Source organism: Flaviflexus ciconiae, from assembly GCF_003971195.1.
In the GTDB taxonomy this organism is placed as follows: domain Bacteria; phylum Actinomycetota; class Actinomycetes; order Actinomycetales; family Actinomycetaceae; genus Flaviflexus; species Flaviflexus ciconiae.
The window spans coordinates 955,404-981,380 of record NZ_CP034593.1; the positions used below are offsets into that span (position 1 = coordinate 955,404).

Below are 25,977 nucleotides of genomic sequence, written 5' to 3' on the forward strand. Positions count from 1 at the left end.
CCGCCTCCTTATTTCCTGCCGAGATCGAAGGTGGTCGTGCCGTTGACGGCAGCAACCTTCTCCCACTGTCCCGACTCGACGGAGCGGACAACCGCTTCGTCAACCTCGGCCGCTGACCATCCATCCGCTGCGGACGGAGCAAGCTGCTCGCCGGTGAGGACGGACTGGACAAACTTGGCCGCTTCGACAGCCTTGAGGTCGTCGAAGCCCATCGAGGTGCCAGCGCCGGGCTGGAACCGAGCGAAGTTCGGGAAGCTAGCAGGTCCTGCCATGACCCGGGTGTAGCCCTGGAACTCGTTGTTACGACCGATGCAGATCTCGAGATCGTTGAGATCTTCGAAGTTCCACCGTGCCGAACCGTTCGTGCCGTACACCTCAACCATGTACTCGGCGCGCGGGCCAACAGCGACGCGCGAAGCTTCAAGGGTACCGACAACGCCGTTGTCGAGGCGGGCCAGGATGGCAACGTAGTCTTCGTTTTCGACCGGGCCGAGCTCGTCGGAAACTTCCCAGCCGGAGTGGCCAACGCCGGCCTTGGTCGGGATGGGGCGTTCGGGGATGAAGGTGTCCGTGAGCGCGGTGACGGTATCAATGCGTCCGACCAGGTACTGGATCAGGTCCGCACCGTGGCTCATGAGGTCACCCACAACGCCGGCACCCGCGAGTTCGCGGTTGTAGCGCCAGGTCAGCGGGCCATCGGGCTGCGACGCATAGTCGGCAAGCAGCCAGGCACGCACATTGGTGATACGGCCGAGACGACCCTCGTTGATAAGCTCACGAAGCTTCTCAATAGCGGGGGTGTGACGGTAGTTGAATCCCACACCGGTGATGAGACCGGCCTTCTCTGCGGCTTCCGCGATTTCGCGGGACTCGGCGGCCGAGACACCCATGGGCTTCTCGATCCAGAAGGGCTTCCCGGCCTCGATCGCGGCAAGCGCGATTTCCCGGTGCAGGAAGTTCGGGGAACAGATCGACACGACATCGATCTCGGGATCCGCGAGCAGTTCGCGGTAATCGGAAACAGCTCGGTCGAAGCCGAGCTCATCGACGGCGACGCGGCGCGTCTCCTCAATCGGATCGCAGGCGACGGCGAGGTTGATCTTGACATCAACCTCGGGGAACCGTTCCTGCAGCTGCTTGTAGCTACGGGTGTGAAGTCGGCCCATCCAGCCAAGGCTGATGACACCGACATTCAGAGTCTTCGCTGACATACTTTCTCCTCTTACCAAAGCGGGAGCTACGTTGCCCCAACTTCTAGGAAAGAGTCTCGCATATGTCAGCACAAATGCCAAGATTTCAACTAAAGATAATTACAAACCGATGGAGGAACGCTGATCAATCTCGGCGTTGCTGTGCGCGAACTCACAGCCCGCAACCCGAACATTTTGTTTGTCAACTCATCGTACTCCTCGACCCAACAGATCTTCGCTTGCGACCATCCACCCGCCACTCCTTTGCCTACCCCCTCTCGCCATGTCGCGCTGATACCGCGGTGTCAGCTCTGCGGTATCAGCGCGTCATTTCAGCTGTGAACCTGTTGGTTCTAGCTTCGTGGAGCCACTCCCCAATCGGGAGCGAGTGGCGCCCCGGGGAAGTGCACCACACAGCACTCCCCGCAGCACCGGGCTTTTACGAGAACCGCTTCTCGTTCTCTGCTTCGATCTCCTCCATGGACAGACCCGCGGTTTCGGGCATCCACTTCCAGAGCATGATGAAGGCGATGACGTTGATGACTCCGAAGATTCCGTAGGTCATCATGCCGCCGAGGTTATCGATCATCGTGGGGAAGACGAAGGTCACGATTGCGTTGGCGATCCAGAGGCAGAACACTGCTGCGCCGTTCATGATGCCGCGGACGTGGCTCGGGAACATTTCACCCAGGACCGTCCAGGTCACCGGTGCGTTCGTCGACTGCATGATGAGCATGAACAGACCCATGAAGCCGAGGACGAGGAAGGCAGCGGCCGGGGCCGGGTTCGTGCCATCGTCGAGGTGCGGCTGGATCAGCGTGCCGAACAGTCCTGCGATGATGAACAGACAGGTGAAGATGCCGGCAACACCGACGAGCTGGACCTGTCGCCTGCGGAACCTGAAGATGAGGTACAGGCCGATTGACGAGCCCAGAACCGACATGACGCCGTTCGCGACCTGGGCAGTAATGGCAGCCTGGGTGGTCATGCCCGCAGCCTCGAGGACGCGGGGCGCGTAGTACATGACGGTGTTGACGCCCGTTGTCTGATTGGCAACGGCGATCAAGATACCGACCAGCAACAGCTTGCGTAGCCACGGCGTGTTCCAGACTTCGGAGAAGGTGCCCTTCTTCGTGCGGGCCTGTGCAATCTGACCATCGATGACCTCCGCCATCTCTTCTTCGACCGGGGCATCGCGGTGGTCACGAACGCGCTTGAGAGCACCGATGGCATCGAAGTAACGGTGGTTTGCCGCGTACCAGCGGGGCGACTCCGGCATCATGCGCATGCCGAGCCACAGCGCAATGGCGGGGATCGAGCAGATGAGCATCATGAGACGCCATGCGTCACCGTTACCGGTGTCGACGGAGAGCTGGCCAACGAAGGACTGGAAAGCCTCGTCGGATGCGAAGAGCGTAGCGAGATCGGTGATCTCAGACCAGGTGTACTCACCGGCAGTGAGGGTTCCACCATCGGGAAGCGAAGCAGCCTGGTCGATCTCCAGACGGGGGCCGCGCACAACCTGGTTAATGATGGCATTGGCAACAAAGGCAGCAAGCTGACCGGTCACGATCATGAGCTGGTCAATGGCCACGATGGTGCCGCGAATACGCTTCGGGGCGGTCTCAGCCAGGTAAACCGGGACGGTTGCGGAAGCGCCACCGACGGCGAGGCCGAGAACAAAGCGAGCCAGGTACATGAACCAGAGGCTCGGAGCGAACGCAACCATGAGGGCGCCGACAAAGAATAGGATGGCGAGCACCATGATGTTGTGGCGACGGCCTAAGCGGTCGGAGAGGCGACCACCGAAGAGGGCGCCGAAAGCACAGCCGATGAGAAGGATGCCACCGATGAGGCCCTCTTCAACAGAGTTCAGGTACAGGCCCCCAGCATCCCAGGGCATGTGCATAAACGGCAGCGCACCGGAGATCACACCGGTGTCGTAGCCGAACAGGAACGAGCCGAGACAGGCAATACCTGCCACCCACCCGATTGACCGGTGCTTACCGGACATCGGGGTCTCATCCACCATTTTCTTAAGTTTTTCCCCAGTGGGGTATTCAACATTCTGGGACATGTCGTTACCTTCCCTGCCTAGTCCAGACGAAAGTGCTCGGAGCGAGCATCGGGCCAGGCGCAAACGCAACGGGCCCCATCACGCGGAACGATCGAGCAACTCGACCATCCGACATGACCCTGTTTTCGAGAGTCATCATTGACATTCGTTCTCCTCTTTTGCGGTGCGATGCTTCACTGCACTCGCCCTACTGGTCGATCCTTACATATGTTCGGACATTTCCCAAGGGTCGCGTAACAATTCCAGACCATTCCAGATTGCACATCTATTGCGTTGAATCGACGGTGTTAACTCGCGTTAACACTTTTCCTCGAATCCGCTTTGGCGCGCGCCAAAATGAACCTCGCCCCGCACTTTTGGAGCGCGCTAACTGTGTAGATCTTGCAGAATTTTGCAGCCCCATTCAGAGCTTACAGTGATGAAAGTCACAGCTGATTTCGGGTGATATTTCCGCTTCTAACGGCCTACGAGTGCCTTGCTGTCAGGCGATTGCTCAGCGTGGCCACGAGCATTGGACGACCGATACGGACGGGGGGCTAACGCGCGGCCTCCCCCAGTTTGCTCGTTACCTTATGAACAGGTCCTCATGAGCAGGTGTTGATTGGGGCCGTCGGTCAGCATGGTAGATGAGCATCCTCGTGCCGGTGCGGATGGTTTTGTACGGGCAATTGTGCGGATGGGCGTCGCCTACCGCACCGCGGGAACCGTTGTTCGGCGTTCAACAAGCTGAAATGGGAGCGTAATGTCCTTGCGTTCGGAACGACCCTCGATGCGTTCGATGATGAGGTCAACGGCAAGCTTCGCCAGCTCTCCCGTCTTCTGATCGACGCTTGTGAGCGAGACACCGGGGAAGCTTGCCAACGTCGTGTTGTCGTAGCCTGCAATACCGTAATCGATGCCGGGCACAAGACCCATGTCGTTGAGAATGCCAACCGTTTGGAACGCAATGAGGTCGTTGTGGCAGGAGATACCGAAGCCGCGCCCGTAGGTTCCGACAATTTCGCGGCACAGCTCCCCGAGCGGGGTCTCCCCCGCATCGAACATCGCCGGCTCACGACCCATGGCTGCCATCGCTTCCAGGTAGCCCGCGATACGAGTACTCGACGAGTCACCTTCGACAGCACGCTCGTAGCCGAGATAAATCAGCGGGTCGTAGCCGGCGGCAGCAATGTGTTGGACAACGGTCTGAGCGCCGAGGCGATCATCGGAATGAACCAGATCCACCTCGGCCGGGCCAACATTGCGGGTGACAAGGACGGTGGGGAGCCGACTGCCAAACTCGGAGATCGTCTCGTCCGGGAACACCGGGGAGACAAGGATTAAACCATCGACGTTTACTTCGGTAAAGCGCTGGGCCGCAGCATACTGTTCTTCCATCGAGTCGCTGACGACGGAGACGAATGGAATAAGGCCGCGCTCTTCTCCCCTGCGGCGCAACCCTTCGGCAAGCTCGGCATGAAAAGTATTTTCCAGGCCCGAGAGGACGATGCCGAGGAAGCCGGTTCGACGACCCGCCAAGGCCTGTGCCGAAAGGTTTGGGCGATAACCCAGTTCTTTCATGGCCTTCTCAACGGCCGCACGGGAAATATCGGAGACGCGGGGATCTCGTTGAACGACAAGTGAAACCGTTTGACGGGACACTCCCGCCATCTTGGCAACATCGACCTGGGTCGGGCGCGACGGCTTGTTCACTCTCATCCCCTTAAATCCTTCGGCCACCCGTCTCAATCAGTGACGAAACAGCCAAAAGCGCATGCGTACCGTTTCAGGATAGCGGGGAGACCGCATTACCCCGCCCTTATCCGCCCGTGCCGCGAGTTGGCATCTGCCCGTACCGTGCGTTGACATCGAACTCTGTGGGCAAAACCGGACCAGTTGGGCGGGGAATAGATACCGGGTTATCTCGCACCGAGAAGATCCCCGGACGCCCCACCCGAAGGCTTGACAGAACAAATGGCGGGTGGGAAGATATCATGTATTAACACGTGTCAATGATGCACGTCACTCACGCTTTCCGTAGCGCACTATCGCGTCACGGCCACGATTCCTAGGAGAACCCATGCAGAACATTGCCCTGCTCGGAGCAGGCTTTATCGGTCAGGTCCACGCCAGTAGCCTGGCAACCAATCCCCGCGTCCGGTTCACATCCGTTTATGACGTGGATACCGCCAGGGCAGAGGAACTGGCGAAGAAGCACGGAGCTGCTTCCCGGAGCCTCGAGGATATTCTTGGGGATCCCCATGTCGATGCTGTTCTGATCGCCACCTCAACGAACACTCATGCCGATCTTCTTGAGCAGGCGGCGCAGGCGGGCAAGGCAGTGTTCTGCGAGAAGCCGATCGACCTGTCCTACGAGGTTGCAGAGCGCGCCGCAAAGGTCGCAGGCGAGGCCGGCGTTCCAGTCATGATCGACTTCTGCCGACGCTTCGACCCTGCCTACGCAGCAATCAAGGAAGCGGTTGCTGCTGGCGAGCTGGGCGAGGTTGAGATGGTCCAGATGTCAACCCGCGGCCCGTCCCTTCCCCGATCTCCTACCTGGAGGTCTCGGGTGGTCAGATGAGGGACCAGGTCATTCACTTCTTTGACTTGCTTTGCTGGATAACGGGCCTCGAGCCCGTCTCGGTCTTTGCGCACGGGTCGGCAATGGCCGACCCGGAGGTTGCCGAGGTCGGAGATGTCGACACCTCAATCGCAATTCTCAAGCTCTCGAACGGTGCGCTGTGCCAAATCGATGCTCAGCGCCGCACACCCTATGGCTACGACGAGCGCATCGAAGTCTCGGGCACGGCGGAGATGATGGAGGCAAAGAGACAGCAGACGGGTTGGACCCGCCGCTACGGCATGGGCCAGATCCGCGAAGACGGCATGGATGCGGGCTGGTTCGAGAGAATCGAACACACCTTCCCGCTCGCTCTCGACGAGTTCGTTTCTGCCCTCGAGGAGGGCCGCGAGCCCTCCGCTGGTCTCGCCGATGGTCTGCGCGCCCAGCGCATAGCGGACGCCGCGACCGAATCTCTCAAGAGCGGCATGCCCGTCGAAATCGCCTAACCCCCCATTCCTTACGCATGACCGTTAACCGCGTATTACTTCTGAATCTAACTACGTCTTACTTCTGAATCCACTGAGGAGTTTTTATGAAACTGTCGATGAACGTCACGTCTACTTTCCACGGCAACGTGGTCAACGATATTGAGATGGCAAAGGCCGCTGGTTTTACCGGCATCGAGCTTCAGAACCCGAAGCTTGATCGCTACCTGGCTACCGGCCTGCCTGCCGAGTCCGTTGTTCCCATGCTCGATGGCATCGAGGTTTCCGCCATCGGCGCCCTTCAAGAATCCGATCTGGAAACTTTCCGCGCAGAAGCCGAGAGGATCGGAAAGCTCGGTGCGCTCTACGGCGCCCCGACAATGCAGATGTGCACCGGTCCTGTCGATGTGCAGACCGTCAAGGATTTCAAGGCCGGGAAGATCGCAGCTGACGATCCCCGCTTCACCGGTGTCCTTGGCCTGCCGGAGAAGGATCAGGTCGAGAAGACTGCCGAACGCGTGGCCCTCGCTGCCGACATCGCAAATGACCACGGCCTCGGCCTTTTCCTCGAACCATTGGGATGGGCGCCGATCAACCGCCTGGCTCAGGCCCAGCAGATCATGGACATCATTAAGCGCGACAACGTAGGCATTGTTGTCGACTTCTGGCACTTCTGGGTTGCCGGTGACACCCCGGAGGACGTTGCGAAGCTCGACCCCGAGATCATTCACGCAGTGCACGTCTGCGACGGAGTTCCGGTTCCGGTCGGTGAGATCCCGGATCAGTCGGTTTCCCGCAACGTGTGGACCGGCGGCGGCTCCATCCCGCTCCAGGAATGGGTCGATGCCGTGAAGTCCACGGGCTATGACGGATGGTGGTGCTCGGAGATCTTCCATGATAAGTCCGCCGAGTTCGGTTTCCTCCAGGTCGCCAAGACACTGAGGAGCAACATGGAGATCCTCATCGCCTAGAATCTTTTCGGTAAAGACTTATAGGTGCGTCTCCCGGTGGCTCACTGCCCCGGGAGACGTTGCCGCTTAGCGAGAGGATCTTGACCGGCGAAGCACGTTTCACGAGAACATCGACGAGAAGTTCTTTTCACAGGAAGAACGTCTGAAGGTCGCTTCACGAGCAGACTGTCTGACATCGCTTCCCAGAAAGATTTTCTCTAAGAGATTCGCATCAACAAACTGTTGCTCATCGGCGGTAGATGACCGCCTGCCATGGTCAGGTCGTTAGGAGGACAGGTGGAGCCCGGCAACGTTACGCAGCATGACATTGCGCGACATGCAGGTGTTTCGCGCGCCCTCGTCTCGCTGGCCCTGTCCGACTCCCCCAAGGTCGCCCGGGATACGAAGAAGCGGATCCTGACCGCGGCGAGCGAACTCGGATACGTTCGCAACATCTCGGCGGCCTCCCTGGTCAGCCAGGTTGCACCGATCATCGGCCTTATTCTTCCCGATCTCGCTAACCCCTACTTTGAGGGTCTGATCTCGGCGATTCAAAAGGACGCGGATGAGCCCAGCCTTCTCCCCCTTATCGCTACAGCATCGAATGAGCTAAATCGCGAAGAGAAGATCATGCAGAGCTTCCTCGAGCTACGTGTAACCGGGATCATCTCCGTTTCCCCCGCAACAGGCACGGAAAGCCTGTCTCGTTTCGGAGGGCGGATCCCTCTTGTCGTCATTGGGCAACCCGATGTTGGCTCCCACATCGACACCGTCAGCCTTAATGAAGCTCAAGCCGCACAGCTCCTTGCTCACCATTTCGCGGAGCAGGGATGGCAAAGAGCCGTCTACATTTATGACGATCAGGCGCAGGCAGACCGCGGGCTGATCTTGCGTCGGCATGCACTTCATGCCGCCTGCGGCGAGGCGGGCCTTTCCTTCTCGGCAATATCTGCCGGGCAGAGCATGCAATCCGCAGTCTCGGTAGCAATGGAATCATCGCCGCATAGCACGGTCCTCATCGGCCATAACGACCTCATTGCCACGCAGATCCTGTCGGAGCTACGGGGAGCAGGTTACGACGTTGGGCAGCAGGTTGGGGTGGCCGGCTACGACAACACCGCGCTCTCCCACGAAGGCAACGGCGGCTTCACTTCTATCTCGCAGCCGCTCGATGAGATTTCCACTCGCGCCATCAGTCTCGTAACTACCCGCGCTAAGCGTCTCTACGGGCCGGCCCAGGACGTCGTGGTTGAACCCCGACTCATTGTCAGGTCCTCGACAGCCAAGCCTCTGTAGCGCACATGGCGGGCGAATGGGCTTACCCGACGGTGAATTTCATTCAACCGGTTTACAAGGCCTTGGCCTCCCCCGCGGCGCCGTGATGGAGCCAGCATTATCTTCCGGGGGCTTCCAAAAGCGAGCCACGCCAAGACGGTAGCCAACGTTCTTTAAAACTACCAACTGTATTCTGGCGACGTAAAAGGCGAGGGTTCGGAATTGCTTCCGTCCCCTCGCCTTTCGTAGCCCTGTCTGCGGGGCTAAGAGCTTACTCTTTGCGGACTAGTCCTGACCGAATTCCTTCTTGAGGCGTGCCAGGGTGGTCTTGTTCGTTTCGTCGATCGTTTCCGGCCAACCAAACGTACATACCGACAGCACACCGTCGAAGTCGATGTCGCGGAGCGAGTCGAACACCTTGTCCCACGGCACTTCGCCCATGCCAACCGGATTGTGCTGGTGCACGCGAGCATCGACTCCCGGAGGGTTGACGATGTAGCGGTTACCGCCACCGGCATGGTGGTTGAAGACGTCGGCAATGTGAACCTCGAATATCTTCGGAGCGGAGCTCTTGATCATGTGCTCCACATCGCCCTTGCCCTCATCGAGGTGGAACGTGTGCGGGCAGCAGAACTCGTATCCGAGCCAGTCCTTGTTGACGCCCCGGACGATCGAGTACGCGTCGTCGTGGGTTTCCACGAAGTCGTACGGGTGCGCTTCCATCGCGATTCTCAGGTCGTACTTTTCGATGTCGCCCGAGAGTTCCTCGATCGACTTGTACCACTGATGCTCGCACTGGAGCGGGGTGTTCGGGTTACCGGAGAACTCGGTGACGATGTCGCGAACCTCAAGCTGGTCGGCAATTTCGAGGAGCCTGCGCCAGTTACGGACCTGCGCCTGGCGTTCCTGCTCGTCAACAGCCGACCAGTTGAAGACGGGGTTGAGGGTCCGGATCTTGACTCCGGTTTCCTTCTCCGCCTTCTTCAGCTCGGCAACAAAGTCGTCATCGGCCTTGGGGTACCGGTGCCAGAAGTGGAACTCGGTGTTCGGTGACAGTTCGACATAGTCGTAGCCGAGCTCGCGTGCCTTGCGCAGCGTATCGGCCGTTGACATCTCGGCGTAGTAAATATTGGGGTCGAGTGCGATATCGACCATGGCAGAACCTTCTTTCCAGGGTGATCCCAGAGCGCAGGGCTCTAGGCGTAGAAGTCGGGCTTTTCGATGAGCTCGACTTCAACTTCCGTACCGCCCTGCTCTTGTGAGGCAAGTGCGGCGTCGACGACAGCGGTGGCGGCGTAGCCGTCCCACGACGACGACCCTGTGTGGGTGTCCTCAGCGACCGCGTTGATCCAGGACTGAACCTCGGCGTTGAATGCTCCGTGGAAACGGTCGTTGTGGTCTTGGCACATCCTATTACGATCGCCATGCACATCGCGAACGTAGATGCCTTCCTGGTCACCGAGACGCGCTGCGGCGTTCTCCATGACGACCTCGCACTCGATCGAGTAGCCGTATTCCAGGTTGACGTTAACCTCGTCGTCGATGCGGATACCAGACTCGGTGTAGAACACGAGAACGATGGGCTCTTCAAGCTTCGCGTGTGCACGCGTGGACTTGCGGACGGAGTCGGTGCGGACCTTGACGATCTCCTCCCCCGTCATCCACCTCATCGTGTCGATCTCGTGGATCGCCGTGTCGTCGATGAGCATGCGGGAGGTGTAGCTCTCGGGGACCGAGGGGTTGCGGTGACGGTTGTGGACCATGAGGACCGGGCCGTACTCTCCGCCGTCAACGAGTGCCTTGATTTCGTTGTAAGCCTTGTCGAAGCGGCGCATGAAGCCAACGGTGACGAGCTTCTTGCCGCCCCTCACCTCGGCCTCCATGATCGCCTGGCAGTCCTCTGCCGTGGTGGCCAGCGGCTTCTCAACGAGAACGTACTTGCCGGCCTCGATGGCACCAATAACGTCGGGGGTATGGACAGAACCGAAGGTGGCAATCAGAACGGCATCCACGTTCGGGTCGGCAATGAGCTCGGCTCCCGTGCCGTAGGCCTTGGCATCACCTCCAACGGAGTCGGCAACAGCCTGGGCTGCTTCAAGGTTCACGTCGGCTGCTGCAACAATTTCTGCACCGCTCAGTTCGTTAACGATGCGGTCGATGTGGGCGCGGCCCATGCCGCCACATCCAATAAGACCAATCTTGACGGTCATGACAAATACCTACCTAAGAGTGTGGAAGAAAGTGAGATGTAAAAAGAAGAAAGACCCAGGCGATAGTGCAGGCTACTAAGTTGTTCGCCGAGCAAGGCTTTGCACACCACGTGCACAATCGCCTCGAGGTGCCTGCGACCAGTCCCCCGGGTCCGGGATCCAACGGAGACTTTTGGTAGCCGCGGTGGGTGCGCGCTAAGAGAGCGTCAGCCCTAGCGGTGTGGTGCCGCGCACCGCGGCAGGGAAGGGCGGGGCCGGAACAGTACCGGCCCCACCTGCATTCTAGAGGAGCCCGTGCATCCTAGAGGAGTCCCAGACCGCACTCGGCCAGGTACTCGCGCATCTTGATTGCGTTGGGCTTGGGGAACTCGGGCGGGCAGGGGTAGCAGTCCTGCTCACAGATCACGTAGAGCTCCTTGTCGAGGGCTGCGAGCGAGTCAATGAACGACTTCATCTCAGGCAGGCCGGCCGGTGGACGGACGGATGCACCCTTGGCAACTGCCTCGCCGAACGGCCAATCGTTCTCGTGCGCCTCGCGGGTAATGTCCTCATCGAATGCCTTGATGTGGACGTAAGTGATCCGCTCGGGGTACTTCTCTACGAGTTCGACCGGGTCGCCACCGCCATAAACAATATGACCGGAGTCGAGGCAGAGGTTGACGTACTTGGGATCGGTTGCCTCGAAGATCTTTGCGATCTCTTCGGGCGTCTCAATGTGGGAGTCACCGTGGGGGTGGAGAACCATCTTCAGGCCGTACTCGTCGAGCAGCATGGCGCCGAGCCTGTTGGCATTTTCGACATAGAGGTTCCAGGCCTTGTCGGAAAGGACGCGATCATCGGTCCACTCCCATGTCTTGTCGTCGCGGTAAAGCGGGGCAGGTGCACGATGTATTCGGCCCCAACGGCAGCGTGCGTTTCGGCAATCTCGCGGAACGTCTTCTCGGTCTCGGCCCAGGCCTCTTCCTTGTGGAGGATGCCCCAGCCGGTGCCGGCAACGATCTTCATACCAAAGTCATCGGCCCAGGACTGCAGTTCCTTTGGATCCTTCGGGAAGTATCCGTACGGACCGGTCTCGAGGACCTCGAATCCCGCCTCTGCCATTTCCTGCATGGCCTGGCGGGGATCCATCTGCTTCTCGTCTTCAGGGAACCAAACACCCCACTGATCGGGGCATACGCCAATCGTCAGCTTGGAGTACTTCGGATCCTTCGTGTTCTTCGCCTTCGAAGTCATGTCAAACACCCATTTCTCGTCGTGGCTCGCCGTCTTTGGCGCGCTCCAAATAGTGTAAAACAACCTCCCGAGAGAAATCAAGAGAATTGACCTAACAAATTCACCCAATTTCCGCTTTACGTTCAGGACATTTGCAAAACCGTGACCTAAGTCCGCCCCACCAAATCCATGGAACGCATGACGGCCAGCAAACTTTCAAGACTTTGCCCATCTTGCGAAAACGTATCGCCAATTCATTTTGTCCTAACAACTAAGAACATCCTACTTCGGCTAATTCTCGCGCCTTTAAGAGATTCCCATTTGCAAACTTGATGTAAGCCACTGCAATTTTGCTTGCAGTACTAACAAATGTGTCTTATGCTTGAAGTGTTCCAACAAGGGACCGGTCCAAACGGGCCGAGCACACGGATGTGCAGAGCAGCCATCCGCAGCTCTGCACCGACAATGAAAAGGATCGAAAATTATGTCGAGCATTATCGAAGCTCACGCTTACGCCCAGTCTTTCGAAGCATCTGACACTACCGTCACTAACTCTGCCGCTCAGTTCTCGGCTCTGTTGATCTTCCTGGTTGTTATGACTCTTGCCGCAGTTGTCGGCGTTGCCTTCTCCGCACCGATCGTCACGATCGCTGCTGGCCTTATCACCGCTGTCGCAGTTCCCGTCATTGTCCTCTCGACCATGGACACCGACAACTAACAGCGGCTGGCGACAACCGTGGGCAATCACTGCAATGCATTTACGCTCGCACGGATCTCACGCAGTTAAGAACCGAATCTGTCGCAACCTTTCACGGCTTTACAGCCCGGCCCGTCGAGCCTATCGGCAACTGATTAAGAAGAGGAGTACGCATGTCGACCATGACCCTGAACGGATACGCGCCGACCGAGACCGCGTACCAGAAGTCCGTAGACCACCGCGCAGCAGCCCTTCCGGCTCTCATTGCCACAATGTTCTTGCTGATGATGGTTGCTTTCACGGGTGTTGTCCTTTCCAACCCGCTATTGACTATCCTTGCCGGTCTCTGCACCGTGCTGACGGCACTCACTGCCGTCTTCTCGCTCCCCTGTAGGAGCGCATAATCCTGTAAGGCCATCGGCCACCATAAACTTCAGCGTGGGCCCCGTTCAGTGTGAACGGGGCCCACGCTTTTCTATTGCAGCGGTGTTACCCGGCTGCTTTTATCCGCCCACCCACACGAGAAGGATGGGATTCTTTTGCGGCACCTGTTCGAGTCGGCGTTCTTCCCTTGGGAACTGGCTCGACAAACATGTACCAACAGACCTTGGCTACAGGCTCATGTCGACGACTGCGCGGCCGAGGATCTTGCCCTGGGCGAGCAGGTCGTATCCTTCTGCAACATTCTCAAGCGAGTAATGCTGGGAGACGATGTCCTTGTAGTTGATGATGCCGTGGGCGGCGAGATCGATCGTTGCGGGCAGATCGTGGCGGGTGCGAGCTCCGTAGGAGCCGATGATCGACTGCGAACGGCGGACCGTGCGGTTGATCTCCACGTCGGCGGTCTGTACGCCGGCACCGAGGCCGATCGGCACCATGCGGCCACCGTCCTTCAGTGCAGCAAGAGCAGACTGCCATGTTTCCGGGCGTCCGAGGGCCTCGAAGGCCACGTCCACTCCCCTGCCACCGGTGTACTCAAAGACCTTCTCGCGCACGTCTTCCTTCGTGGAGTTGATCGTGTGCGTGGCGCCGAGGGCGCGTGCCGCTTCGAGCTTGTCGTCGGCAACATCGATTGCAATGACGTGCTTCGCACCAAAGGCACGGGAGATCTGAATGATATTGGAGCCAACGCCACCCGTGGCGACAACGGCAACGGACTCGCCGTGGCGAACGTCAGCACCGCGGCGCACGGCGCCGTAGGCGGTGAGAACTGCACAGCCAATGATGGCTGCCGCAACGGGGTCGACATTGTCCGGGATCGGTGCAACCGAGGTCGAGGGGATGACGCAGTACTCGGCAAGAGCCCCCATGGAGTACTGGGCGATCTCTTCACCGTCGAGACCGAAGAGGCGGGTCTGACCGTCGTAGAGCTGACCCTTGAGACGGTTCATGTCAAAGAACGGACCGCACAGATCGTCGCGGCCCTCGGAACAGGCGGAGCACTGACCACAGGGCATGAGGAATGCACCGGAAACGTTCTGCCCAACCTCGAGGCCGGTGTGCTCGTTGCCGGGGCCGACCTCGACAATTTCACCGGATACTTCATGACCGAGAACCGCGGGGAGCGGGAAGGCAATGTCACCGTGAATGACGTGGAGGTCGGAGTGGCACATGCCGCAGGCCCGTACCTTAACGAGGACCTCTCCTGTTCGTGGGCGGGGAGTGCGAATCTCCTCGACCTGAAGGCCCTTCTTCACATCGCGAAGGACCGACGCTTTCATAGTTTCGGGAATCTGGACCGACATATTTCCTCCATTGGAAATCTCTTGGGGCTAGCGACCTGCTCGTGCCTTACCAACAGTGTAGACTCATTTGTAAGGCCAAATCTAGGCCTTTGTGCTTACAAATTTCGGACATCTAGAAGAAAGCTTGGGTGATCGAGTGATTATTCCGGATCTGGCTCCTCTTGCATGGGCTGGCCTCGTATTCGCCACGCTCTTCGTCGGTATCGGCAAGACCGCACTTCCGGGAATCGTCACCCTCTCTGTCGCGATCTTTGCGGCGATACTGCCAGCCCGCGAATCAACGGCGGCGCTCCTGATCCTGCTTCTCGTCGGAGACCTGATAGCGGTCTGGATCTACGCGAAGGATGCTGACTGGGCAATACTGAAGAAGCTCATCCCCTCCGTCGTTGTCGGCGTGGCGCTGGGAACGGCCTTCCTTTATTTCGTGAGCGATGGAGTCATGCGCCGCTCGATCGGCATCATCCTTCTCATCCTCACTGCGCTCACTCTTCTACTCATGAGGCGAGGAACGGCGGAAACCATCAAGGAGTTCTTTGCTCGCAGGTCGATCCGCTCCCTCTACGGGGCGCTTGGCGGGTTTACGACGATGGCGGCGAACTCGGGCGGCCCCGTCATGAATCTCTACTTCATTGCCTCCGGTTTCGACATGAGGCGGTTCCTCGGAACCCAGGCCTGGTTCTTCTTCACCGTCAATGTCATCAAGCTGCCGTTCTCCGCTGGTATCGGCCTCATGACATCCGAGGTCCTCTCCATCGCCGCCCTCATGATCCCCATTGTCATCGTCGGTGCCATCATCGGGCGGCTTATCGTCAAGCGCATCAACCAAAAACTCTTCAACGCGATCATCATCGGCCTGACCATCGTCTCTGCCGTCTACCTGGTGTTCTAAACACCTATCTAGCTTTTAAACCCCGTACCTGCATGGCGTCTTAAGCCCGAATTGAGTTGCCCTCAAGGCTCTTCCGCGTCGATACCAGGAGGTCTTCGACTCGTTGTTTCAGCTCAGTTGTGAGGATTCTCCGCGACCCTTTAGCCCACGCCGGGAACGTTGACCGGGCGCAGGCTTCGTGCAGAGTAACGAGCGGAGCAGCAACGCGATCAACGAGCTTCTCCGCTTCCGAGGTCGCCCCGTATGAATTCCTGAAGGCAGCGGCTGCTTCTAGCTCAAGTGACGAGCAAAAATTTCGAACATCCACATACGCATAGCCCTGGCCCAGCAGGTCGTAGTCGACCATCATGGCTGCAGTTCGATCCCTCGTAACCACGAGGTTTGCCCAGTAGAAGTCATTGTGCGTGAGGGTTCGTGGAAGCCCAGCAATGAGGGCAACTAGCTCTTCAAAATTGTCCTCGACCATCTGCCAGACCAACAGGTCCTCCGTTGCCGTGGCCCGGGCCATCCCTCGCACGCTCTCCCTCGTGATCACACGAGCTTCGTCGTATAGCTCGACATTGTGGCCAGCGAGCTATTCGCGTCCCGCCTCATGAAGGGATGGGTACCAGGTAGCAAGACTCGTAGCGACATCCGTGTCGGCGAGATCGGCCTCGACTCCCAGCCGCCATTCCTCACTCGCCGCAACGTCCTCAAGGAGAAGATCCCGCTCCGTCGTAGCAAGTACATTGATCGTCGGGACGCCGAGTTGCCCCAGCATCCGGTAGTTCGCGATTACCCTCCGGCCGTCCTCGCCCCTGAATCACCTTGCGAATACTCGTGCCTGTTTGTGCACTGATTTGGGTAACGACGATGCCGTCTTTCTGTCTGATAAGAGAGAGCTCTGCGTGTTCCACCCCCATCGCACCCAGGCGGAATCACGCTAATTCCAACCGGCTTTCCGGCGGGGAGACTTCTTCTTCATCGCGCATGCGATCCCGCTTCGAGTACGGGACTCCCCTAGCGAAGCTTCGGCTCCGCTATGAGGACGTTCTCGATCTCATCACGCGTCGGGGCATAGGCTCCGTTCTGGCTGACGGTTAGGCCGGAGGCCACGACAGCACGGTGGAGTGCTGGCTGCACATCGTGCCAGCGGGCGTTCCGGAGTGCCGACTTGGCTGCGGCGCTTCCCAAGAGTTCCGCGTCAAGCAGTCCGGAGATTAGGCCGCCCATGAACGAGTCGCCTGCACCGACGGTGTCGCCGATCTCCACGTCGAGAGCATCGACAACAAGCATGTCCCGATCCCCCGCGAGTTTTGCGTAGGCACCCCACGGCCCCCTCGTCACGACGATGAGTCCGGGACCGTGTGCCGCCCAGTCCCGCATGACCTGCTCGGCTGGCGTGTTCGGGTAGAGCCATTTCAGATCTTCATCGGAGGCCTTCACGACATCGGCACGGGAGACGATCTCCTCAACCCTTGCCTTGACGTTGCTGGATCGCTTCATGATTGCGGGGCGAAGGTTCGGGTCGTACGACACCGTTCCCTGGATTGCCATGCGCTTCACGGCGGCAAGCACATCGGCTGCGCCCGGCTCCAGGGTTGCCCCGATGGAGCCGACATGGAGATGGTCGACTTCCCTCGGACCGGGAAGCTCTGGAACTTCCCACAGCAGGTCGAACTCGTAGGTTGCGTGGCCCTCTTCGTCAACGGTGGCATTGGCGATCGAGGTCCGCTCGGCACCATCGCTGCCCGGAACAATCGTGAGACCGGCCTTCGCAGCTTCCTGCTCGATGGCGTGCCCGCGTTCGTCCTTGCCCCACCAGGATGCCAGAGAGGTGGGGTGCTCGAGGCTTGCGAGAACGGTTGCCACGTTCATCGGGCTACCACCGACGTGTTCGGACTTTTTCTTTCCTCGATTGACGACGTCAATCAGGGCCTCGCCAACGCATAGAACAGTCCTGGTGTCACGGTTCTCGATCATTGCTTGCTCCTCATCCGCCGCCCCACGCGGCCACGCTATTTCGGCCCCGACGCTCCAAACAGTTTTCGGATCTGGCTACGGCACCACCTGTGTTCAGCCTAGTGGACGACTGAAGCCTTTGCCCGGGAATCTTGACCCATGCCGAACCAGTGAGCTGGAAGCTAGGTAGGTAGTTCCCGGGAATGTGAAAGCGCGCCCCCGGCATGGGGAGCGCGCTTCCTTCCTTCACCGCGTGGACGGGAAGATTAAGATCACTCTTCGCGTGCGAAGGACATCGTTGCTTCGTAGGCACCGGACTCGGAGGGCCAGCGAGTGGTGATGGCCTTCGCGCGGGTGTAGAAGTTGACGCCCTCGGGGCCGTGGATGTGGTGATCGCCAAGGAGCGATTCCTTCCAGCCACCGAACGAGTAGTAGGCGACCGGGGTCGGGATCGGGACGTTGATTCCGACCATCCCTGCCTCAACCTCCATCTTGAACTTGCGTGCCATACCGCCATCGTTCGTGAAGATCGCCGCGCCGTTGCCGAACTCGGAGGAGTTCACCAGGTTGATGGCCTCCTCGTAGGTGTCGGCTTCAACGATCGTGAGGACCGGACCGAAGACCTCGTCCTTGTACAGATCGGAGTCGGTCGGAACGTTGGTGACGATCGTGGGGCCAATGAAGTGACCGTTTTCATTGCCTTCGATGACAAGGTCGCGGCCGTCGAGGACGACGTTTGCACCCTGCTTCTCAGCATCGTCAACGAGACCAACGATGCGCTTCTTGGCTGCTGCGGAGATCACGGGACCCATCTGGACGCCCTCGTTGAGGCCGGGGCCAACCTTGATCTTCTCGCCGTTTTCCTTCACGAGACCAGCGAGCTTATCGCCGATGCCGCCAACTGCGACAACCACGGGGAGAGCCATGCATCGCTCGCCAGCAGCGCCGAAGGCGGCTGCGGAGATGTGCTTCGCTGCGAACTCGAGGTCGGCGTCGGGAAGAACAATGGCGTGGTTGTTGGCGCCACCGAGAGCCTGGACGCGCTTGCCGTGCTTGGTGCCGGTGTCCTGGATGATGTGAGCAACCGGGGTCGAACCGACGAACGAGATCGCGTCGATACCGGGGTGCTCGAGGATACGGGTCACGGAGTGACGGTCACCGGAGAGAACGTTAAAGACGCCATCGGGAAGGCCAGCTTCCTTGTAGAGGCGTGCAACGATCAGAGAGGCGGTCGGGGTGGGGCTGGCCGGCTTCAGGATGAAAGCGTTGCCCGTTGCGAGGGCGATGGGGTGCATCCACATCGGAACCATGACCGGGAAGTTGAAGGGTGCAATGCCGGCGACAACACCGACGGGCTGACGGAGCGAGTGGACGTCGACACCGGTCGATACGTCGTAGGAGTACTCGCCCTTGAGTGCAGCGTTGATGCCACATGCGAAGTCGAGGGTCTCGCGGCCACGCTGGATCTCGCCCAGCGCGTCCGAGTAGTCCTTGCCGTGCTCGGCAACGATCGCCTTCGCAAGCTCGTCCTGGTTAGCAAGAACAAGCTCACGCATCTTGAACAGGATTGCGGTGCGCTTAGCGAGCGAGAACTTTGCCCACTCCTTCTGCGCCTCAACGGCAACCTGAACCGTGTGGTCGAGATCGGCGGCGGAGGCCTTGAGCAGCTCTCCCTCGATCTCACCGGTGGCGGGGTTCTCCACCGGAATCGTTCCATCGGGGGTGCCCTGGTAGAACTCGCCGTTTACCCAATGCTGAATGGTATTCACTATTGAACTCCTCGTTGCGTTCAAGCCGCCAGCTTGCGGCTGTCGATGACTCCACTATACAGGACTTTGGTCATTTGTCCTAACAAATAGCACAAATCACTCAAAGTAATTTCAGACAATGCGGGACCTACTCCGCTGCCGTATACTGCTGAGCGCCAGAAATGCCCGACATACCGCACAAAAGTGCCAAGCCCAAATCCGCCTAGCCGCGCCGCAAATAACCTTGACTTCTCGCCAAATTTCCGCGGCAAAAAACTGCAACCGGTCTTGACGGATGGTTTCACCGGCGCCCTCAATGCAACCAGCGGGAAGGAATGATCAGCTCCCTGTCCGAGTCGAACCCGCCTGGTAGCTCGTCGCGATCATGCGAACATATGGACTGGCAATCGAGGCTGGCAAGAGGGGCATGCGAGCATACGAGGTGCATCTCTGCACGCATCAAGAACGGCGACGACTCGGAACCTTACGCGTCCCGGGCGAGAGTGCACGTGTGGCTATCGCGATTTTCTGTCGTCACTCCGTTCTCCTCTGCCCGGAGCGAGAGGCTTGGCGCGCAGGTGCTCTCCTCTCGACGACACCCTCTCCCCTACGCACCCTCTCCCCTATGCACTGAGCCATAAGCACTGAGCCGCAGCACTGAGCCGTAGCAATGCCACGCAAGGTGGTCGCGGCGCCTGGGATGAGGCAGACGTGGCGGTTCTTCAGCGGCTACTCAGGTTTCCTTGTAGCAAACTGTTGACCGAGCGTCTGTGGCGAAAGAGTTTGCCAAGTTTCGTCGCCGGAGTCAGGTGACCGTTTCTCTTTGGTGGGGACAACTGTGCCCCGCCGGGGCGGGGCACAGTCATGGCCAGACGATCGGAGAGTGATCGTTTCTCGCTAGCTGCCGATCGGGGATTACGCGGTGACCGATCGGAGCTGGCGACTACTTGAGGTAGTGGCGCTGATCCTTCTTGCGTTCGACGTGCTCGACGTACGCCTTCTGGGTCGACTCAATGCGGGAGACCTCGGAGACGGGAACGTCCCACCAGGAGATGCTGGGCGGGTTCGGGCCCATAAGGTCGGTCTCGATGTAGATCATCGTGGCCCGGTCAGCCTTCTCCGCTTCACGGAAGGCCTCTCGGAATTCCTCGATGGTCTTCACCCGCAGGACGTTGAGACCCCAGGACTCGGCGTTGGCGGCAAGGTCGACGGGAATGAACTCGCCTTCCTGGTTGTGCGGCTGGCCGCCACCCATGCGGTAGCGGGTGCCGAAACGCTGGGATCCGCGGGACTCGGAGAGTCCGCCAATCGACGCGAAGCCGTGGTTCTGGAGGAGAACAAAGATAACCTTGAGACCCTCCTGAACGATCGTGGCGATTTCCATGGGCAACATCTGGTAGGTGCCGTCACCGACAATGGCAACAACCTCGGACTCGGGAAGAGCCATCTTGACGCCCATGGCGGCCGGGATTTCGTAGCCCATGGTCGAGAACGCGTACTCGACGTGGTACTGGACGGGGGTCTTGGCCTGCCAGAGCGCCTGGAGATCACCGGGCATGGAGCCAGCGGCGTTGATGACAACGTCGTCATCCCCCATCATCTCGTTGAGCGCACCGAAGACCTCGAGCTGCGACGGGAGAGGGCCGTGGCCCGAGTGGTAGCAGTCGTGGGTGACCTTGTCCCAGGCGGCCTTTTCCTTGGCGATACGCTCGGCGTATTCGTCGGAGACCTGGAAGCCCTCAAGCGCTTCCGTCAGGTCCACGAGTGCTTCGCGTGCGTCAGCAACCAGCATTTCACCGCCGTTCTTAACGGCGTCGAAAGCCTTGACGTTGATGTTGACGAACTTAACGTCGGGGTTCTTGAACTGGGTGTGCGACGCCGTCGTGAAGTCGGAGTAGCGGGTGCCGATGCCGATAATGAGGTCGGCTTCGTCGGCGAGGTAGTTCGCCGAGTCAGCACCGGTGGAGCCGACACCTCCAACTGCCTGCGGGTGGTCGTGGTTGATGGCACCCTTGCCGGCCTGCGTGTCGGAGACGGGGATACCGGTGGCTGCCGCGAAGGCGCGGAGCTCCTCGGAGGCCTCGGAGTAGATAACGCCGCCGCCTGCGATGGCAAGGGGCTTCTTCGATGCCTTGATGAGCTCAACGGCGCGCTTGAGGGCGGCCTTTTCGAGCGGGTCGCGACGGACGTGCCAGACGCGCTTGTTGAACATCTCGACCGGGAAGTCGAAGGCCTCGGCCTGAACATCCTGGGGCATGGCAAGCGTGACGGCACCGGTGTCTGCCGGGTCGATCAGGGCGCGCATCGCCTGCATGAGGGAAGGCAGGAGCTGCTCGGGGCGGTTGATCCGGTCGAAGAACACGGACACGGGACGGAACGCGTCGTTGACGGTCGTGTCAAGCGTCTGTGCGTTTTCAACCTGCTGGAGGACGGGGTCGGGGTTGCGGGTCGCGAACTGGTCGGAGGGCAGGAGCAGAACCGGGACGCGGTTCGTGGTGGCCACGGCTGCACCGGTCACCATGTTGAGCGCACCGGGGCCAATGGAGCTGGTGCAAACCATGGTTTGGAGGCGGTTCTTAGCGGTCGCAAATGCTGCGGCCGCGTTCACCTGGCCCTGTTCGTTGCGGGGCATGTAGTACGGCATGGCGCCGCCGTCCGGCTCCGGATCGAGTTCGTTTTGCAGGAGGGCCTGGCCGAGGCCGGCTACGTTGCCGTGCCCAAAGATGCCAAACGTGCCCGCGAAGAACCGCTGCTCGACACCATCGCGTTCCACGTACTGGTTGACCAGGAAGCGGATGGTTGCCTGCGCGACTGTCAGGCGCACGGTCTCGAATGTCATTTAGTTCTCCTCGTTCATGGGGGTGAAGGGGACGCGGGGATCGATGTCGTCCCCTTCCCAGGCCTGCCTCTGCCAGGTGTGGCAGGGGTCGTCCGTCATGAGCCAGATGGAGTCCTCGGCGGGACCGCCCATGACGTTGAGGTAGTACATGTCGTGGCCGGGGGCAGCAACCGACGGGCCGTGGTATCCCCACGGAACAACGACGGTGTCGCCCGAGCGGACCTCGGCGCATACATCGATTTCCTTACCGGGCGAGTCGTAGACGCGCTGCAGACCGAAGCCTTCGGTTGCGTTGTCCGGGCCGCCGTCGCGGATCTCGAAGTAGTAGATCTCCTCAAGCACCCGCTCGTCCTCGGAGTGGACGTCGTGCTTGTGGGGAGGATAGGAGGACCAGTTGCCTCCGGGGGTGAGCACTTCGCACACGAGCAGGTGGGAGGTCTCAACATCGTTGCCAAGCGCGTAGTTGTTCACCTGTCGGGTCATGATGCCGGAACCGCGGATGCCGGTCTTGACCTCGCTGCGCGGGCAGTACCTGACAGACAGGTCCTTCGACGCCTTCGTGGCGGGCAGGGAGAAGCGCCCATCCGTCGTTGCAGTGACCGTGAAGGTCTTGCCGCGCGGGATAAAAATGTAGTCGGTAATGTCGGTGAAAACCGACTCGCGCCCGGCCAGGTCGTAGGTGGTGCCGTCAACCGCGACGATTGCGGCTCCCGACAGCGGAAGCACCAGCAGCTCGGTCTCCCCCGTCTCTACCTCAACGGATTCTCCAGCCTTGAGAGCGGCGACCTTCAGGGAGCAGAACTCCCATCCCGCCATCTCCGTTGTGACAACGGTGTCGTAGACACCGTCTGCCTTCGATCCAGCCTTGATTAAGTACTTTTCATTCTCGTTCATAGCAGCTCCACAGCGTTGTCAACGGCCCGTTCGACGTCGCCGTCGCCCGGGTACAGTAAGGATCGGCCGATCACGAGGCCGAGGACGTTCGGGAGGGCAAGAGCACCCGCCCAGCCGGCGAATGCGGCATCGGGATCGTTAGGAACCTCTCCTCCCAGGATAAGGGCAGGGAGCGTAGTTGAGGCCATCACTCGTTCCATCTCGTCGACACACGGGAGCTTCAGCCACGTGTGTGCCGAGGTCCTGCCAAGACCGGATGCGATAGAAATCGACTTGATAACGGCGTCGGGCGACAGGTCGTTCACGACCTTGCCATCCACCCAGTTCGACATGAACGGCTCGACCATGATCATCTTGCCCACCTCGGCAAGGCCGTCGATCGCCTTCGCGGTCGCCGTCAGCGTATCCGCGGTTGCCGGATCGTTGAGGTTGATGCGGGTCAGGGTCTTACCGCCATCGAGACCGGAGGCAACAATCTGCTGCGCGTCGTAGCAGTTGAACTGGTCGTCCATCTCAAACGAGGATCCCTGCAGACCGGCCCGGTTCATCGAACCGTACACGTCCTTGCCTTCGAGTGCGCCAAGAAGAGCGAGATCCTCGATCATGTCGGCGGTGCCAAGGAAGCCGGTCACGCCGGGACGAGACAGTGCCGCGACGCAGCGCGCCAGCAGGTCGTTCCTGTCCGCCATCGCCATGCCGTCAGCCCCGGCACCGAGGGCGCCGCGCGCCGGGTGGTCGCAGGCAATGATCATGGCCTTGGAACCCGGCTTGGGGCCTTCGCCCGGCTGACGATCCGCAAGTGCCTGCGCAATGCGTTCGGGCTCGTAGGCCCGAATCTCAGTGAGATCAGAAATGGAAGTCATCACAGGGCCTTCACGATCGGATTGGCCTGGGGTGTCTTCTCGATGAGGTCGAAGACCTCCTCTTCGCGTGGCATAGCAGTCGAGCACTCGAGGCGGGATACGACGATTGCACCGGCGGTTGAAGCAAACTGAATGGCCTTCGGGATATCCCAACCCATGATGAGAGCATGGGAAAGCGAGCCAGCAAAGGAGTCACCTGCGCCCAGACCGTTCACCGTTTCAACGGCCGTCACGGGAACCTCGATGCGCTCCTCCTTGGTCTTCGCTAGCGTGCCCTTGGGACCCTGCTTGACGATGGCGATCTCAACGCCGCGCTCGAGAAGAGCGTCCGCTGCGCGGTCCGGCTCCTTCTCGCCAACGGCAATCCAGCATTCCTCGCGGTTGCCCACGGCAACGTTGACAGATTCGAGAGAAGCTCCAATCTCGCGGGAAGCGGTTTCTTCGTCTTCCCAGAACATCGGGCGGTAGTCCAGGTCAGCAATGGTCCAGCCCTGCTTGTTGCGCACGTTCAGAGCGTGGTGGTGGGCTGAACGAGACGGCTCTACCGACAGCCCGGTTCCCGAGAACAGGAACACCTTGGCGTTGCGGACAACATCCTCCGGAATATCGGAAGGACGGAGTTGAAGATCCGGAGCCGAGGGCTCGCGGTAGAAGTACAGCGGGAAATCGTCCGGCGGGAAGATCTCGCAGAAAGTGACGGGAGTGTTGAAGTTGCTGTTCACAACAACGAATTCGTCAGCGACGCCAAGCCGAACCATCTCGGAACGCACGAAGCGACCGAAGGGATCATCGCCGACCCCGGTGATCGACGCTGCTGTGTGTCCCATGCGGGCAGCTGCCACCGCAACGTTCGTCGGAGAACCTCCGAGGAACTTACCGAATGTACTAACCTCCTCGAGACCGACACCGGTCTGCAGGGGGTAAATGTCCACACCCGACCTACCGATAGTGACGACGTCGACCTGTGCCGCAATCATTGCGACTCCTTTCCGCTTCTTTGAGGAGGATACACTCTCATCTTCCGACACTTGTAACCTTAAGTCAATATTTTGTCCTAACATTCCTGAAGAATAGTTTTCAACACAATTTTTTCAATCGGCTTTACATTTGGCTGAAATGTGCGTTAATTGTTTACAAATATCTACGCAAGGACTTTACCCACCATGACCAGCAACCCGCTCGACACGCCCTATATCGCGGAGATTGACCTCGACCGCGACTCCACGGTGCCGCTTTACCAGCAGATTTCGGAGCCCCTGACAAAGCTCATCATGTCTGGCGCCATCGAGGCCGGTCGGCTCATTGAGGACGAAGTTTCGCTCGCTCAGCGACTCGAAGTTTCCCGCCCCACAACGCGCCGCGCCCTTCAGGAACTCGTCAATGGCGGCCTGCTTGTGCGCCGCCGCGGCGTCGGCACCCGCGTCACCCCGACGCACGTCCACCGCCAAATCGGCCTCACGTCTCTCAACGAGGACCTGACAGCCCAAGGCTACGAGACCCGCACCGAGGTTCTGTCCTACCAGGTGCAGCTTGCCAACGAAGCGCAGGCCGCACAGCTGTCCTGCGAAGTCGGAGACGAGGTCGTCTCCATTGAGCGCCTGCGCTGGATCAACGACAACCCCCTCGGCATCATGCACAACACGATCCCCTCGGCCATCGCACCGTCCCTGACCGAACTTTCCCAGAAGGGCCTCTACAAGTGCCTGGCTGAGCGTGACGTGAAGATGGCAACGGCCGTCCAGGTCCTCGGAGCCCGCCTCGCCACCGACCGCGAAGCCGATCTCCTCGGACTCGAGCACGGATCAGCCCTCATGACCATGGAACGCACCGTCTACGGACTCGGCGGCGAAGTAGTCGAGTACGGTCGGCACGTCTACGACGCAGCCCAGTACACCGTCACCATCCCGCTCGTCGCAGACTAGGAACAGCAATCCCGCAGCGGTGAACCAGCGCGGACTTCCACCCCGCCCCCACGTGCGAATTGTCAAAAGCAGCAAATGAGCACACCGAACAGAGCAACGCCCCGGGCGCCGACGCCGGCAGGGGCGTTGTTCTGTATGCGGCAACCACGACGCTCAACCCCACCCTTCAGTCAACACAGCGTGACGTGACCCTTGGCAGGAACCGCCGCCCGGCTCACAACCCGGCACGGCCGCTCCCCCGGCGACCACCGCCCCCACCCACGATCTGTTGCCACCGCGTAACCCGCCGGCGAACAACTCAAACAATTACGTCAGGCACTCCCCGCCCCGGTCGGCATTAAGCTCCTTCAAACAGCGACCCAGCGCCTGACACCGAGACAGCTACCGGGCACCGGGCACCCGGCTAGCTACCGAGCGCTCGACATCGAGAAGACCTTCCCATTTTCGACATAGCAAAGCACCGAACAATTGTATTTTCAACCGGTAAATGCCTCCCAG

At 59.8% G+C, this 25,977-nt stretch carries 24 protein-coding genes; 8 read left to right on the top strand and 16 right to left on the bottom strand.

The window, feature by feature from the left end; translation table 11 throughout:
- Nucleotides 1–8: 8 nt before the first annotated feature.
- The 3 genes from EJ997_RS04265 to EJ997_RS04275 form a co-directional block, all read right to left on the bottom strand.
- Nucleotides 9–1,211: a Gfo/Idh/MocA family protein gene (locus EJ997_RS04265; RefSeq protein ID WP_126703481.1), complete on the bottom strand. Its 1,203-nt coding sequence runs from the start codon at nt 1,209–1,211 to the stop codon at nt 9–11.
- 418 nt (nt 1,212–1,629) lie between these two features.
- Complete coding sequence (locus tag EJ997_RS04270) at nt 1,630–3,267, bottom strand: MFS transporter (protein ID WP_126703482.1); 1,638 nt, start codon at nt 3,265–3,267, stop codon at nt 1,630–1,632.
- Nucleotides 3,268–3,954: 687 nt separating this feature from the next.
- Nucleotides 3,955–4,965 (bottom strand): LacI family DNA-binding transcriptional regulator, encoded by a 1,011-nt coding sequence (locus EJ997_RS04275; protein ID WP_206501816.1) that lies wholly within the window; start codon nt 4,963–4,965, stop codon nt 3,955–3,957.
- A 361-nt stretch (nt 4,966–5,326) separates the two neighbouring features.
- Here EJ997_RS04275 and EJ997_RS13095 point away from each other — a divergent pair, with 361 nt between their 5' ends.
- From EJ997_RS13095 to EJ997_RS04290, 4 genes are all read left to right on the top strand, one after another.
- Nucleotides 5,327–5,827 carry a Gfo/Idh/MocA family oxidoreductase gene (locus EJ997_RS13095; protein ID WP_206501817.1) on the top strand — a complete coding sequence of 167 codons (501 nt, stop codon included), beginning with the start codon at nt 5,327–5,329 and terminating at the stop codon, nt 5,825–5,827.
- A complete protein-coding gene (locus EJ997_RS13100) occupies nt 5,824–6,315 on the top strand; it encodes a Gfo/Idh/MocA family protein (protein ID WP_206501818.1) in 492 nt (163 codons plus the stop codon). Before EJ997_RS13095 ends, EJ997_RS13100 begins: the two co-directional genes overlap by 4 nt.
- Nucleotides 6,316–6,401: 86 nt before the next feature.
- Nucleotides 6,402–7,265, top strand: coding sequence for a sugar phosphate isomerase/epimerase family protein (locus EJ997_RS04285; protein WP_126703483.1), 864 nt, complete (start codon nt 6,402–6,404; stop codon nt 7,263–7,265).
- A gap of 276 nt (nt 7,266–7,541) precedes the next feature.
- On the top strand, nt 7,542–8,540 hold the full coding sequence (locus tag EJ997_RS04290) for a LacI family DNA-binding transcriptional regulator (RefSeq protein ID WP_164719782.1): 999 nt from the start codon (nt 7,542–7,544) through the stop codon (nt 8,538–8,540).
- 264 nt (nt 8,541–8,804) lie between these two features.
- On the opposite strand, the gene EJ997_RS04295 is transcribed toward EJ997_RS04290, so the two are convergent.
- The 4 genes from EJ997_RS04295 to EJ997_RS13385 all read right to left on the bottom strand — a co-directional run bounded on the left by EJ997_RS04295 (nt 8,805) and on the right by EJ997_RS13385 (nt 11,971).
- Nucleotides 8,805–9,674 carry a sugar phosphate isomerase/epimerase family protein gene (locus EJ997_RS04295; RefSeq protein WP_126703485.1) on the bottom strand — a complete coding sequence of 290 codons (870 nt, stop codon included), beginning with the start codon at nt 9,672–9,674 and terminating at the stop codon, nt 8,805–8,807.
- Nucleotides 9,675–9,715: 41 nt separating this feature from the next.
- On the bottom strand, nt 9,716–10,729 hold the full coding sequence (locus EJ997_RS04300) for a Gfo/Idh/MocA family protein (protein WP_126703486.1): 1,014 nt from the start codon (nt 10,727–10,729) through the stop codon (nt 9,716–9,718).
- Between the two features lie 301 nt (nt 10,730–11,030).
- A complete protein-coding gene (locus tag EJ997_RS13380) occupies nt 11,031–11,501 on the bottom strand; it encodes a sugar phosphate isomerase/epimerase family protein (protein WP_228201574.1) in 471 nt (156 codons plus the stop codon).
- Nucleotides 11,477–11,971, bottom strand: coding sequence for a sugar phosphate isomerase/epimerase family protein (locus EJ997_RS13385; protein WP_228201575.1), 495 nt, complete (start codon nt 11,969–11,971; stop codon nt 11,477–11,479). Before EJ997_RS13385 ends, EJ997_RS13380 begins: the two co-directional genes overlap by 25 nt.
- A 454-nt stretch (nt 11,972–12,425) precedes the next feature.
- Here EJ997_RS13385 and EJ997_RS04310 point away from each other — a divergent pair, with 454 nt between their 5' ends.
- Nucleotides 12,426–12,659, top strand: a complete 234-nt coding sequence (locus EJ997_RS04310; RefSeq protein WP_126703487.1) for a hypothetical protein — start codon at nt 12,426–12,428, stop codon at nt 12,657–12,659.
- 152 nt (nt 12,660–12,811) lie between these two features.
- Nucleotides 12,812–13,042: a hypothetical protein gene (locus EJ997_RS04315; RefSeq protein WP_126703488.1), complete on the top strand. Its 231-nt coding sequence runs from the start codon at nt 12,812–12,814 to the stop codon at nt 13,040–13,042.
- Nucleotides 13,043–13,249: 207 nt separating this feature from the next.
- Here the strand turns inward: EJ997_RS04315 and EJ997_RS04320 are convergent, their stop codons facing one another.
- A complete protein-coding gene (locus EJ997_RS04320) occupies nt 13,250–14,383 on the bottom strand; it encodes a zinc-binding dehydrogenase (protein WP_228201576.1) in 1,134 nt (377 codons plus the stop codon).
- 136 nt (nt 14,384–14,519) lie between these two features.
- On the opposite strand from EJ997_RS04320, the gene EJ997_RS04325 reads away from it, so the two are divergent.
- Nucleotides 14,520–15,272: a sulfite exporter TauE/SafE family protein gene (locus EJ997_RS04325; RefSeq protein ID WP_228201577.1), complete on the top strand. Its 753-nt coding sequence runs from the start codon at nt 14,520–14,522 to the stop codon at nt 15,270–15,272.
- Between the two features lie 40 nt (nt 15,273–15,312).
- On the opposite strand, the gene EJ997_RS04330 is transcribed toward EJ997_RS04325, so the two are convergent.
- The 8 genes from EJ997_RS04330 to iolC all read right to left on the bottom strand — a co-directional run bounded on the left by EJ997_RS04330 (nt 15,313) and on the right by iolC (nt 24,534).
- The gene (locus tag EJ997_RS04330; protein WP_228201614.1) at nt 15,313–15,780 is read right to left on the bottom strand and encodes a phosphotransferase; all 468 of its coding nucleotides are present in this window, start codon (nt 15,778–15,780) and stop codon (nt 15,313–15,315) included.
- A gap of 66 nt (nt 15,781–15,846) precedes the next feature.
- Nucleotides 15,847–16,032 (bottom strand): hypothetical protein, encoded by a 186-nt coding sequence (locus tag EJ997_RS04335; RefSeq protein ID WP_126703490.1) that lies wholly within the window; start codon nt 16,030–16,032, stop codon nt 15,847–15,849.
- 239 nt (nt 16,033–16,271) lie between these two features.
- A complete protein-coding gene (locus EJ997_RS04340) occupies nt 16,272–17,234 on the bottom strand; it encodes a carbohydrate kinase family protein (RefSeq protein WP_126703491.1) in 963 nt (320 codons plus the stop codon).
- A gap of 251 nt (nt 17,235–17,485) precedes the next feature.
- The gene (locus EJ997_RS04345) at nt 17,486–18,982 is read right to left on the bottom strand and encodes a CoA-acylating methylmalonate-semialdehyde dehydrogenase (protein WP_126703492.1); all 1,497 of its coding nucleotides are present in this window, start codon (nt 18,980–18,982) and stop codon (nt 17,486–17,488) included.
- A gap of 922 nt (nt 18,983–19,904) precedes the next feature.
- Nucleotides 19,905–21,800 (bottom strand): 3D-(3,5/4)-trihydroxycyclohexane-1,2-dione acylhydrolase (decyclizing), encoded by a 1,896-nt coding sequence (gene iolD, locus EJ997_RS04350; protein WP_126703493.1) that lies wholly within the window; start codon nt 21,798–21,800, stop codon nt 19,905–19,907.
- Nucleotides 21,801–22,694, bottom strand: coding sequence for a 5-deoxy-glucuronate isomerase (gene iolB / locus EJ997_RS04355; protein ID WP_126703494.1), 894 nt, complete (start codon nt 22,692–22,694; stop codon nt 21,801–21,803).
- Complete coding sequence (locus EJ997_RS04360; RefSeq protein ID WP_126703495.1) at nt 22,691–23,557, bottom strand: Cgl0159 family (beta/alpha)8-fold protein; 867 nt, start codon at nt 23,555–23,557, stop codon at nt 22,691–22,693. The genes iolB and EJ997_RS04360 overlap by 4 nt, the downstream gene beginning before the upstream one ends.
- Nucleotides 23,557–24,534: a 5-dehydro-2-deoxygluconokinase gene (gene iolC, locus EJ997_RS04365; protein WP_126703496.1), complete on the bottom strand. Its 978-nt coding sequence runs from the start codon at nt 24,532–24,534 to the stop codon at nt 23,557–23,559. The genes EJ997_RS04360 and iolC overlap by 1 nt, the downstream gene beginning before the upstream one ends.
- Nucleotides 24,535–24,720: 186 nt before the next feature.
- Between iolC and EJ997_RS04370 the strand changes: the two genes are divergently transcribed.
- Nucleotides 24,721–25,479, top strand: a complete 759-nt coding sequence (locus EJ997_RS04370) for a GntR family transcriptional regulator (protein ID WP_126703497.1) — start codon at nt 24,721–24,723, stop codon at nt 25,477–25,479.
- Nucleotides 25,480–25,977: the final 498 nt, after the last annotated feature.

Excerpts from the sequence above, each read along its gene's own strand:
- EJ997_RS04295 (WP_126703485.1), bottom strand. The coding sequence starts at position 9,674 with ATGGTCGATATCGCACTCGACCCCAATATTTACTACGCCGAGATGTCA.
- EJ997_RS04300 (WP_126703486.1), bottom strand. The coding sequence starts at position 10,729 with ATGACCGTCAAGATTGGTCTTATTGGATGTGGCGGCATGGGCCGCGCC.
- EJ997_RS04315 (WP_126703488.1), top strand. The coding sequence starts at position 12,812 with ATGTCGACCATGACCCTGAACGGATACGCGCCGACCGAGACCGCGTAC.
- EJ997_RS04370 (WP_126703497.1), top strand. The coding sequence starts at position 24,721 with ATGACCAGCAACCCGCTCGACACGCCCTATATCGCGGAGATTGACCTC.
- EJ997_RS04285 (WP_126703483.1), top strand. The coding sequence starts at position 6,402 with ATGAAACTGTCGATGAACGTCACGTCTACTTTCCACGGCAACGTGGTC.
- iolC (WP_126703496.1), bottom strand. The coding sequence starts at position 24,534 with ATGATTGCGGCACAGGTCGACGTCGTCACTATCGGTAGGTCGGGTGTG.
- EJ997_RS04360 (WP_126703495.1), bottom strand. The coding sequence starts at position 23,557 with ATGACTTCCATTTCTGATCTCACTGAGATTCGGGCCTACGAGCCCGAA.
- EJ997_RS04275 (WP_206501816.1), bottom strand. The coding sequence starts at position 4,965 with ATGAGAGTGAACAAGCCGTCGCGCCCGACCCAGGTCGATGTTGCCAAG.
- EJ997_RS13095 (WP_206501817.1), top strand. The coding sequence starts at position 5,327 with ATGCAGAACATTGCCCTGCTCGGAGCAGGCTTTATCGGTCAGGTCCAC.
- EJ997_RS13380 (WP_228201574.1), bottom strand. The coding sequence starts at position 11,501 with ATGCTGCTCGACGAGTACGGCCTGAAGATGGTTCTCCACCCCCACGGT.
- iolB (WP_126703494.1), bottom strand. The coding sequence starts at position 22,694 with ATGAACGAGAATGAAAAGTACTTAATCAAGGCTGGATCGAAGGCAGAC.
- EJ997_RS04265 (WP_126703481.1), bottom strand. The coding sequence starts at position 1,211 with ATGTCAGCGAAGACTCTGAATGTCGGTGTCATCAGCCTTGGCTGGATG.
- EJ997_RS04330 (WP_228201614.1), bottom strand. The coding sequence starts at position 15,780 with ATGGCCCGGGCCACGGCAACGGAGGACCTGTTGGTCTGGCAGATGGTC.
- EJ997_RS04320 (WP_228201576.1), bottom strand. The coding sequence starts at position 14,383 with ATGTCGGTCCAGATTCCCGAAACTATGAAAGCGTCGGTCCTTCGCGAT.
- EJ997_RS13100 (WP_206501818.1), top strand. The coding sequence starts at position 5,824 with ATGAGGGACCAGGTCATTCACTTCTTTGACTTGCTTTGCTGGATAACG.
- EJ997_RS04310 (WP_126703487.1), top strand. The coding sequence starts at position 12,426 with ATGTCGAGCATTATCGAAGCTCACGCTTACGCCCAGTCTTTCGAAGCA.
- EJ997_RS04340 (WP_126703491.1), bottom strand. The coding sequence starts at position 17,234 with ATGATCGAGAACCGTGACACCAGGACTGTTCTATGCGTTGGCGAGGCC.
- iolD (WP_126703493.1), bottom strand. The coding sequence starts at position 21,800 with ATGACATTCGAGACCGTGCGCCTGACAGTCGCGCAGGCAACCATCCGC.
- EJ997_RS04335 (WP_126703490.1), bottom strand. The coding sequence starts at position 16,032 with ATGCTGGGGCAACTCGGCGTCCCGACGATCAATGTACTTGCTACGACG.
- EJ997_RS04270 (WP_126703482.1), bottom strand. The coding sequence starts at position 3,267 with ATGTCCCAGAATGTTGAATACCCCACTGGGGAAAAACTTAAGAAAATG.